The organism is Aquisphaera insulae (assembly GCF_011064615.1).
GTDB lineage: Bacteria > Planctomycetota > Planctomycetia > Isosphaerales > Isosphaeraceae > Aquisphaera > Aquisphaera insulae.
Map to the genome: position 1 here is coordinate 18,533 of NZ_JAALJH010000104.1, position 9,061 is coordinate 27,593.

Annotated in this window: 10 protein-coding genes; 4 read left to right on the forward strand and 6 right to left on the reverse strand. The window is 70.2% G+C overall.

Features of this window, described 5'->3' with window-relative positions; translation table 11 throughout:
• Positions 1-195 precede the first annotated feature (195 nt).
• Positions 196-3,720, reverse strand: coding sequence for a WD40 repeat domain-containing serine/threonine protein kinase (locus G6O54_RS32125; protein WP_165233310.1), 3,525 nt, complete (start codon positions 3,718-3,720; stop codon positions 196-198).
• 16 nt (positions 3,721-3,736) lie between these two features.
• Positions 3,737-4,357, reverse strand: a complete 621-nt coding sequence (locus G6O54_RS32130; protein WP_165233313.1) for a sigma-70 family RNA polymerase sigma factor — start codon at positions 4,355-4,357, stop codon at positions 3,737-3,739.
• Between the two features lie 386 nt (positions 4,358-4,743).
• On the opposite strand from G6O54_RS32130, the gene G6O54_RS32135 reads away from it, so the two are divergent.
• Complete coding sequence (locus G6O54_RS32135; RefSeq protein WP_165233316.1) at positions 4,744-5,406, forward strand: hypothetical protein; 663 nt, start codon at positions 4,744-4,746, stop codon at positions 5,404-5,406.
• 293 nt (positions 5,407-5,699) lie between these two features.
• On the opposite strand, the gene G6O54_RS32140 is transcribed toward G6O54_RS32135, so the two are convergent.
• Genes G6O54_RS32140 through G6O54_RS32150 form a run of 3 tightly spaced genes read right to left on the reverse strand, consistent with a single transcriptional unit; the run spans position 5,700 to position 6,927 of the window.
• Positions 5,700-6,116, reverse strand: coding sequence for a hypothetical protein (locus G6O54_RS32140; protein ID WP_165233319.1), 417 nt, complete (start codon positions 6,114-6,116; stop codon positions 5,700-5,702).
• Between the two features lie 11 nt (positions 6,117-6,127).
• Positions 6,128-6,526, reverse strand: coding sequence for a hypothetical protein (locus tag G6O54_RS32145; RefSeq protein ID WP_165233322.1), 399 nt, complete (start codon positions 6,524-6,526; stop codon positions 6,128-6,130).
• A complete protein-coding gene (locus G6O54_RS32150) occupies positions 6,505-6,927 on the reverse strand; it encodes a hypothetical protein (RefSeq protein WP_165233325.1) in 423 nt (140 codons plus the stop codon). Before G6O54_RS32150 ends, G6O54_RS32145 begins: the two co-directional genes overlap by 22 nt.
• A gap of 280 nt (positions 6,928-7,207) precedes the next feature.
• Here G6O54_RS32150 and G6O54_RS32155 point away from each other — a divergent pair, with 280 nt between their 5' ends.
• The 3 genes from G6O54_RS32155 to G6O54_RS32165 all read left to right on the forward strand — a co-directional run bounded on the left by G6O54_RS32155 (position 7,208) and on the right by G6O54_RS32165 (position 8,778).
• The gene (locus tag G6O54_RS32155) at positions 7,208-8,089 is read left to right on the forward strand and encodes a class I SAM-dependent methyltransferase (RefSeq protein WP_165233328.1); all 882 of its coding nucleotides are present in this window, start codon (positions 7,208-7,210) and stop codon (positions 8,087-8,089) included.
• Between the two features lie 29 nt (positions 8,090-8,118).
• Positions 8,119-8,412 (forward strand): nucleotidyltransferase family protein, encoded by a 294-nt coding sequence (locus G6O54_RS32160; protein WP_165233331.1) that lies wholly within the window; start codon positions 8,119-8,121, stop codon positions 8,410-8,412.
• Between the two features lie 63 nt (positions 8,413-8,475).
• The gene (locus G6O54_RS32165; protein WP_250847189.1) at positions 8,476-8,778 is read left to right on the forward strand and encodes a HepT-like ribonuclease domain-containing protein; all 303 of its coding nucleotides are present in this window, start codon (positions 8,476-8,478) and stop codon (positions 8,776-8,778) included.
• A 5-nt stretch (positions 8,779-8,783) separates the two neighbouring features.
• Here the strand turns inward: G6O54_RS32165 and G6O54_RS32170 are convergent.
• Positions 8,784-9,061 (reverse strand): hypothetical protein (locus tag G6O54_RS32170; protein ID WP_205679102.1); only part of this gene is annotated, 278 nt, incomplete at its 5' end.

Below are 9,061 nucleotides of genomic sequence, written 5' to 3' on the forward strand. Positions count from 1 at the left end.
GAGTGAAGTCGCGGGAGGCGGCCGGGTGCCGCCCGATAATTGAGGTTCGAATCGGGGCCGATGTCCGCCGCCACGGCCTTCGGGGCCTCGCACGGCCCTCACGCACGCTCGCGGCGTCTACCCCTACGGCTTCACTATACGAGGCGAGCCGGCCGGCTGGAAGACCCCTTCGGACGAGGACGTCCGCCCGGTCCCTCACCGCGTCCCTCCGCCCTCGACCCGCCCCTTCGTCTCCCTCCAGGTCGGGTTGTCGACCGGGAGCAGGGTGCCGCGGTCGGGGTCGAAGGTCAGGCCGGTGAGGACGGTCATGAGGTCCGCGATCCGCTCCGGATCGGCGGGCAACGGCGGGGGGAGGCGGAAGAGGCGGGCGGTGGAGCTGACGTCGCCGGTCAGGATGGCGGAGCCGTCGGGGGAGAAGCAGGCGGACCAGACGTCGAAGCGATGCGGGAGTGACGGGCCGATGGGCTGGCCCGTGGCGGCGTCCCAGAGCTGGGCCGTGTGGTCGCGACTGCCGGAGAGGATGGTCCTCCCGTCGGGGCTGAAGGCCACGGCGAAGACCCAGGCCTGATGGGGCAGCGGTGGGATCAGGAGCTCGGCGGTGGCCGGATCCCAGAGGCGGGCGTGGCCGTCCTCGCAACCGGTGACGATCGCCCGGCCGTCGGGTCGGAAGGCGAGCGAGCTGACCGCGCCGGGGTGCGGCATCGGAGGGCCGACGCGGCGACGGGTCGCCAGGTCCCACACGAAGGCCGTGCCCGCGTCCAGGCCGATGCCCAGGGACTTGCCGTCGGGGTGGAAGGCCAGGGCGTCCACCGAGCCCGGATGTTCGTCGGACGGGCCGATCGGCTCGCCCGTGTGGCCGTCCCAGAGGCGGGTGGTGTGATCCTCTCCGCCGGTGGCGACGAGCGTCCCGTCGTGGTTGAAGGCGACGACGCTGGCCCCGCGGGGATGGTCGAGCGGGCGTCCCACGGGCCGGCCCGTGGCCGCGTCCAGGAGCATTGCCGGCGAACCGCCGACGACGAGCACCTTGCCATCGGGACGGCATGCGAGGCTCGTCGCCGATCCGACGACGTGAGTGGACCATTCGACCGAGCGGCCCGTGGCGGCATCCCGGCGGCCGGCCATGCCGCCGGCGGCCAGGAACGACGCCCCGTCCGGGGCGAAGGCGACGGCCTGTCCCGCGCCCAGGATCTCCGCAGACGGCTGGGCGGAGTTATTGGCCAGGGCGTCCCAGATGCGGATGGCGTGGTCGCTGCTGGCCGTCAGCAGGGAGCGGCCGTCCGGGCTGAACGCGACGGCCACGACCGGGCCCTGGTGGGGTAGCGACGGCCCGATCGGCTCGTGCGTGGCGGCATCCCAGACGCGGGCCGTCCTGTCCTCGCTGCCGGTCGCGTAGGCCAGGCCGTCCGGCCGGTAGGCGACGGCCCGGACGTGACCCCGGTGGGGTCTCCTGTCCCCGGAACTCGGTCGGCCGGTCGCGACGTCCCAGGCGCGGAGGCCGCCGCCCCAGCCGGCGACGAGGAGCGTCTCTCCGTCGGGGCTGAACGCCAGCGAGTGGATCTCCGGCATGGAGGACACGATGGAACGGACCAGCGTGCCGTCCTTCTCATTCCAGAGCCAGGCCAGTCGATGGCGGCCGCCGATGGCAAGGAGCCGGCCGCCGGCCGGCTGGAAGGCCGCGCAGGTGACCGGGCGGCGGGTCTTCATCGGCGGGCCCGACGGCCCGCCCGTGGCCGTGTCCCAGAGCCTGGCGACGCCGTCCTTGCCGCCGGTCAGGAACCTCGACCCGTCGGGACGGAACGCCACGGCCTGGATCTCCGCCGCGTGCCGGACCTCCACGCCCGTCGGCTGCAGGGCCTCGGCGTCGAGGATTCGCGCCACGCCGTCGCCGCGAGCGACGAGCACGCCGCGGCCGTCCGGGCTGAAGGCCAGCGCGGTGACCGCGGCCGGCTGGACCGCGGCCGGGCCGAGGGGCCGGGATGAGGCCACGTCCCAGGCCCGCGCCGCGGCGTCCTCGCCGCCGGAGAGGATCCGCGTGCCGTCCGGGCTGAACGCGGCGGCGGTCACGGGCCCGTCGTGGGTGAGCAGCCCTTGCAGGCCGGGGAGCTGGGCCCGCCATGCGGTCAGGTTCGCGAGCGCGACCCGCTCCCACGCCGGGTCGCCCGCGGCCGCGGCCGATCGCCAGGCCTCCATCATCCAGAAGAGGCCGGGGCCGGCCTGGTCCTTCTCGAACGCCGCGAGCCCCCGGTCGAAGTCGCGGAGGGCGACGACCCGTCGGGACTCCGCCAGCGACTTGCGCAGTCCCTCCCGCTCCCTGGCCAGGCTATCCGCCAGCGCCCGGCTCACGACCGCGGCATGGTCCCGCGCCCGGGCGTAGGCCATGGAGGCCCCGGCGGCCGTTGCCAGGGCCGCCGCGATGACCACGGCCGCCGCGGCCCCGACGGGATGGCGGCGGGCCCATCGCCAGGTCCGCTCGACCGCGCCGGAGCGGCGGGCCAGGATCGGCCCGCCGGCGACGAATCGCCGCAGGTCTTCCGCCAGGCCGGCGGCCGTCGGGTAGCGCTCCGCCGGGTCGTTGGCCAGCGCCTTGAGGATGATCGTCTCGAGGTCGCGGGGGAACCGCCGGTCGAGCTGCCGCGGCGGCGTCGGGCCTCCGTGGAGCAGGCGGTCGACCAGCTTCGCCCGGTCCGACTCGTCGAAGGCGGGCCGCAGGGCCGCCACCTCGTAGAGCGTCGCCCCCAGCGCGAAGACGTCGCTCCGCGGGTCGGACCAGCCCCGGAACCGCTCGGGCGCCATGTAGCGGAGCGTCCCCACGAGGTCGCCGGTCCCCGTCAGGCCGCCGCCCTCCTCGTCCTCCGTCTTGGCCAGCCCGAAGTCGGTCACCCAGACATGCCCACGCCCGTCCAGCAGCAGGTTCGACGGCTTGATGTCGCGATGCAGCACCCCCTGGCCGTGCGCGTACTCGAGCGCATCGGCCACCTGCACTCCCACCGCCGCCACGCCCCGATGGTAGCGGGACTCGCCCGCCCCGGCGATCGTCGACGCGGGGACGGGAATCAGGTCCCCCCGGTGGAGGCCGTCGGCCAGGGTGCTCGAGAGGCCGTCGCCGAGGCCGTCGACCGCCGGCGGCGCTCCGGCCGGGGTCCTCCGCAGCCGGTCGAGCTCGCGGATGACCTGGTCGAGCCCGCGGCCCTCGATGAGCTGCATGGTGTAGAAGTGCTGGCCGTCGTGCTCGCCGATTTCGAAGACCGGGACGATGTTGGTGTGCTGCAGCCGCGCCGCGGCGAGGGCCTCGCGGCGGAACCGCTCCAGGCGGCCGGCGTCGCCGAGCCTCGACGTCGGGAACGTCTTGAGCGCGACCTGCCGCCCCAGCGACCCCTGCACCGCCTCGTAGACGACCCCCATGCCCCCCGAGCCGATCGGTCGGACGAGCGAATAGTCGCCGAGCCGCGACGGCATCGGCGGGAGCAGGCCGAGCCGGGCGTCCCGCCCCCCGCTCCCGTCCCCCCCGCCGCCAGCCTCGGAGCCGAGGTCCTCCATGGCGAGCGCCGCCGGCACGAGCGACCGCAGCCGCCCGGCGTGCTCCGGGTTCGCCTCCACGAGCGCCTCCAGCGACGGCCCCTCGCCCCGTCGTCGCCGGTCGAGGAAGTCGTCGATCAGCAGCTCGACGGGGTCGAAGTCCGTCGCCGAGCCGTCCGCGTCCTTGATCGAGCCCAGGCCCATGAGTCCCCGCCTATTCTCAGCCCTCTCCGGGCCCGTTCAGCACCCGCCTCAGCTTCTCGAGCGCCCGGATGTACCGCTTCCCGGCGGCGGCCTCGGAGAGGCCCAGCACGGCGGCGATCTCCGCCCGGCTCAACTGCTCGAAATGCCGCAACGCCAGGGCCTCGCGATCGAGCGGGTCGAGCTCCTCGAGGGCCCTGCGGACCTGCTCCTTCAGCTCGCCCCGCATCGCCGCCTCGGCGGGGCCCGTCCTCGCGTCGAGCAGGTGCGCCGCCAGCGCCATCGAGGAGGCTTGCGGGCAGCCGCCGGGGCCCAGCGCCACCTCCTGGCCGGCATCCCTCATCTGCACGCCGAGGTGATGCCGGTGGAGCGTCACGAGCTTCTGGCCGGTGAGGAATCGGAGCCAGAGGAAGAAGGGCATCGAGGGCTCCCGGAGGTACGCCGGCAACCGCACCGAGGCTTCCAGGAATGTCTCCTGGATCACGTCCGACGGGTCGATCCGGCGGCGAAGCCGATCGTCGATCCTCGCCGCGACCATCCGCCGGAGCCGCGGTCGATGTCCCATCAGCAGGGCCTCCAGCGCGCTCGAATCCCCGGTCGCCGCACGGCCCAGCAACTCCGCCGTCTCGCTCGAATCCATGCCCGTGCCCTCGCCCCCGGCCGGCCGGCGGTCCGGCGGGCCCGCCGGGAGTTCCCCCTCGACTTCGGCCTCGAATGCGACTAGAATACGACTTGTTAAACAACCCGCCAACATCGTCGCCCTTCACTCTCGCCCTCGCCCGATGGAGGGAGAGCGTCGCGAGGTCGTCGCGGCGACGACGTCGGCTCAATAACCCGCCCTCGCGCGCAGGCCCCCCCCAAGGGATACCGCGCTGTAGTCCCTCCGCGGGACAAAGTTCTTGAAATTCGATGCCCAGGGCCGGATTGACCGGCGGGAAATCCCCGCCGCTATGTCCCGTCGCGGCCGCGCCGCGCGGTCCAGGGTATGAGGGGCCATCGGTTAGGTGGCCCCCGAGGAGACCTCCCATGCCCCGATTGCTCACCTTTCAAAAGACCGCGAATCGACGCTGCGCCCTCCCCGTGCGCCCGACGTCGGCGAGAGATCCCGAGGTCATCGCCCGGTGGCGGCGGCTCGCGGCGACCGCCTTCCGGGTCCTCGGCCTGGCGCTGCTGCTCGCCGTGTTTCTCCTGGTCCCGGACCCGCTGTCGTCCCGCTCGGCGCCAGGTCAGGCCGCCCCCTCGGACGGCGACGCCTCCTCGTCGGGCGCCGGCACCATCCTCGAGTCCCAGATCGTCGAGCTGTGGCTGCCAGGGTCGCTTCGCGGGCTCGAGGACCCCGCGGTCCGCGCCAAGGTCCTCGAGAGTCCGGACGGCCTTCGGGGTTTCCTCGATCGCCCGGGATTCCGGGATCAGCCCCCCGCGGTCACCATCCGTTGTCATCGAGCCGACGGCCGCCCCTGTGACTTCACGCAGATCCTCCACCCCCTGATGGTCCCCGACCATCTCCGGATGCTCCGGGAGGCACTGGACGGCCTCGACGACGCGCCCGAGGGCGTTGCCGACAACGACGAGATTGCGGTCGAGAAGGTCCATTCACTCCCCGACGGCCTGCTCGATCGCGAGCAGGCGGAGATCCTCGCCGAGCTCGACCGGATCCGGGACGAGGAGGAGACCGGCGCAAGCCGGTAAAGGAGGCTACCAGAGCCCCGTCGGAATTCCCGCCCTGGTCACCTCATCGAGGATTCGGGGCCAGGACTCAACCGGTACGGAATCGAAGCGAGCGACCAGGCCCAACTTGCTTTCTCCACGTTCGGGTGAGGAAGGCGGAAGGAGGCGAGGCAGCGACGAGTCCCGCGGACAGGCTCAGCCGATCTGCTCGATGGTAGGAGCCGGGTGAGGGCCGGGGACGGAGGTCTCGGACCATGGCAATCGTGGACCGTCATGCCGTCGGCGGGGGGCTCGACTCCCGGCCGATCCTGCCGTCAACACGCCCACTCGCAGCCCCGAATCCCCCAGCCTGAGAACGTAACCACCGGCCACATGTCGATCCGATCGCCCAGGGGAGTATCGAAGTAGAGGTCGAACGTGTCTTCCCCCTCCACGCACACCTCTCTCAGCGTCAGGTCGTCGCGTGAGAACGTGCATTTCCGCGGCAAGGTCGGCGGTTCCGGGACCGCCGCCACGGCCTCCGCGATCAGTTCCGGAAGCCGAGCCTCGATCGACCGCCAGAGCCGGACCTGCCAGTCGGAGGGCCGGTTCCCCCGGCCCGCCAGCAGGAGCTCCCGTCCCTCGGAGGTGACCCGCCGACTCGTCCAGAGACGAGTCCAGCTCGAAGCGATAACCTCTCCGAGGTCCGGATGATGCTCCTTGACCGGAGTGGGGATTGGACGACCAGGCATATTTCGAGCCTTCAGTTCACTGCCGCCGGGACAGGGCTCGGGTAGACGTACACTTCCTCGACGAAGGTATCGCCGAAGATCCGGCTACGAAGCCGGGTCGCCATTTCCCCAGGGTACTTCCGGGTGACCGCGATCGCGTCCCGGGCCAGTGGGGAATCGGTTCCGATGAGCCGGATCCCAAATGGATCGACATAGGGACTGTTCATCGATCGAGCCGTCCGCATGGCTTCCCCGTAGGCAAGGTCGAAATGCCCCTTGTCGATCTCGGGAGTCGCAATGTAGAGCGTCCACAGCCCATCTTCGGCAGGGTTGAGCCAGAACGCGGCCTCCACGCGCAGGCGAGGTCGGAGTTTCTGAAGCAATTCCGCTCCCGCGTCTGTTTGCTCGCTCACCAACGCATTCGGATCCATGGCAAGACTCCGTTGGGGTCGTGGGCCACGGCTTCGTGGAGCCGCCTTGCCCTCGCCTCGCCGATCAGTTCATATCGAGCCTTCTCGCTCCAGGTCAGGACAATTCCCCAGTTCACTTCGAGAGCAGGATTGGCCAGGGAGTCGGCGACGCGAGAGGACTGCAAATCGGCGAGAGCAACGAGGACTCCAATATCATGCGTCCAGCACTTCTCCGAGTATTTCCTGTCGAGGAAGATCACATCAGGATTCCTCTCGACGAAGGCCAGCACGCACGACTTCAGGCCGCACTCCACGGCATACCCGGCGAGGTAGTACGCTCCCGCCCATTGCCCTCCGCCGAGCAGAAGTTCGGCATCCTTGACGCGCTCCCGTGACAACTGCTGCCAGTGTGCCCGGTCCAATCGACTCGCCCTCGACTTTGCGATTATCCCCCGAGCATTCTACGTCGGCGAGCGTCTCGAGATCCAGCCAACGGAACGGCTCCGCGTGACGTGAACGAACACACCTGCGCCATGCCGCCGTCCACGAGCAGCTCGATCCCGGTGACCAAACTCAGTTGGATACCTCAGGAAGCCGGGGCACGCCCGGCCCCCGGGCAACCTACGTCTGCGATTATACTTTGGTCCCATCGCGGCCGGCCGCGATGTTCGACGTCCGTCATCACCGAGGAGGGCCCAGCCGATGGACCATCGCGAGGCCGGACGATTCTGGGACGGGAATGCGGATGCCTGGACGGAGCTGGCCAGGGCCGGATGCGACGTCTATCGCGACCACCTGAACACGCCGGCGTTCCTGGAATGGCTGCCCGACGTCCGGGGGCGCTCCGGGCTGGACATCGGTTGCGGCGAGGGGCACAACACGCGGCTCCTGGCGCATCGGGGCGCCCGGATGACGGGCGTGGACATCTCGGAGCGGTTCGTCGGCCACGCCCGCGCGGCCGAGTCCGGCGAGCCGCTGGGCGTCGACTACCGCGTCGCGAGCGCCGTCGAGCTTCCGTTCGCGGACGACACGTTTGATTTCGCCACCGCCTTCATGAGCCTGATGGACATCCCCGAGACGGATCGTGTCCTGGCCGAGGCGGCCCGCGTGCTCCGGCCCGGCGGCTTCCTCCAGTTCTCGATCTGCCACCCGTGCTTCGACACCCCGCATCGCCGGAACCTCCGCGACGCCTCGGGGATCACCTACGCGATCGAGGTCGGCGACTACTTCCGCGAGCTCGACGGCGAGGTCCAGGAATGGCTCTTCGGCGAGGCCCCGGCCGAGGCGAAGGCGCGGCTGCCGAGGTTCCGCGTCCCGCGGTTCACCCGCACGATCAGCCGCTGGATCCACGAGGTCCTGTCCGCCGGCTTCTCGCTCGAGGGCCTCTCCGAGCCCAGGCCCTCCGACGAGGCCGTCCGCGCCTGCCCCGCGATCCAGGACGCCCAGGTCGTCTCCTACTTCCTCCACGTCCGGGCGAGGAAGGCCGGAGGAGCGTGCCTCCGCGGCCTACCGAACGATGCCGTTGATCGACCGCCGTCGCGGCTTACAATAGGTTCCACGGAGTCCGAAACACGGCCTCCGTGAACGATGCGTGACCGGAGAGGGACCACCCCATGGACCGAGACGCCCTACTTGAACGATTGAGCGTCGAGGCGCCGGGATTGTGCAGGAAGTACGGTGTTGCCTCGTTGAGAGTCTTCGGCTCCATGGCCAGGGGCGATGACCGATCGGACAGCGACGTGGACATCCTTGCCACGTTCGAGGAGAAGGCCACCTTCGATTACTTCATGGGCCTGAAACTGGATCTCGAGGAACTGCTTGGCCGGAGGGTCGACCTCCTCACGCCGAAATCCCTGAGTTCGGCCATGGAAGCGGTGATTGGCGAGGAGGCGATCCCTGTCCCGTGATCCCCGACGACGAATCGACGACATCATCGCCTCCTGCGAGAAATCCTTCGCTTCACCGCTGGGCTGGACCAGGATGGATTCGCCGCGCAAGATCTCATCCTGGATGCGGTGCTCCGCAACATCGAGGTCATCGGCGAGGCGACGAAGCATCTGCCCGACGAGATCCGAGACCGGATTCCCGGGATCGAATGGAAGAAAATCGCCGGCATGCGGGACTGGATCTGTCATGTGTACTATCGGGTCGACGACGACATCGTCTGGGACGTGATCTCCACCAAGGTCCCGGAGTTGCACCAGGCACTCCGTACATTCCTCGCCCAGGTCGAGCGAGGGGAGGCATCGAACGCACCGACTTCGGAAGGCTGATTCCTTCAGTGACCGTGGGCTCCCGGCATCGACAAGCTCCCCAGCAGCCCGATGATCATTGCCGTGAAACCAAGGTCGCAGAGCGAGTGCTTCACCAGCGACCTCACCAGGAGAGGCACCAGGAGGACGGCCGCGTCGAAGCCGCAAATCCGGTACGCGGAGATTCCCCTGATGTTGGCGACGAGTGCGAAGTCGACCGCCAGGACGCCGATGATCAGGGCAAGGACCGCCAGGGTCGGACGCTTCGGCGCCCTCCGGGCCAATAGCCAGTCGTCCTCGTTCA

What these genes read in the sequence shown, in the direction of transcription:
- G6O54_RS32125 (WP_165233310.1), bottom strand. Translation starts at nt 3,720, where the DNA reads ATGGGCCTGGGCTCGATCAAGGACGCGGACGGCTCGGCGACGGACTTC.
- G6O54_RS32130 (WP_165233313.1), bottom strand. Translation starts at nt 4,357, where the DNA reads ATGGATTCGAGCGAGACGGCGGAGTTGCTGGGCCGTGCGGCGACCGGG.
- G6O54_RS32135 (WP_165233316.1), top strand. Translation starts at nt 4,744, where the DNA reads ATGCCCCGATTGCTCACCTTTCAAAAGACCGCGAATCGACGCTGCGCC.
- G6O54_RS32140 (WP_165233319.1), bottom strand. Translation starts at nt 6,116, where the DNA reads ATGCCTGGTCGTCCAATCCCCACTCCGGTCAAGGAGCATCATCCGGAC.
- G6O54_RS32145 (WP_165233322.1), bottom strand. Translation starts at nt 6,526, where the DNA reads ATGGATCCGAATGCGTTGGTGAGCGAGCAAACAGACGCGGGAGCGGAA.
- G6O54_RS32155 (WP_165233328.1), top strand. Translation starts at nt 7,208, where the DNA reads ATGGACCATCGCGAGGCCGGACGATTCTGGGACGGGAATGCGGATGCC.
- G6O54_RS32160 (WP_165233331.1), top strand. Translation starts at nt 8,119, where the DNA reads ATGGACCGAGACGCCCTACTTGAACGATTGAGCGTCGAGGCGCCGGGA.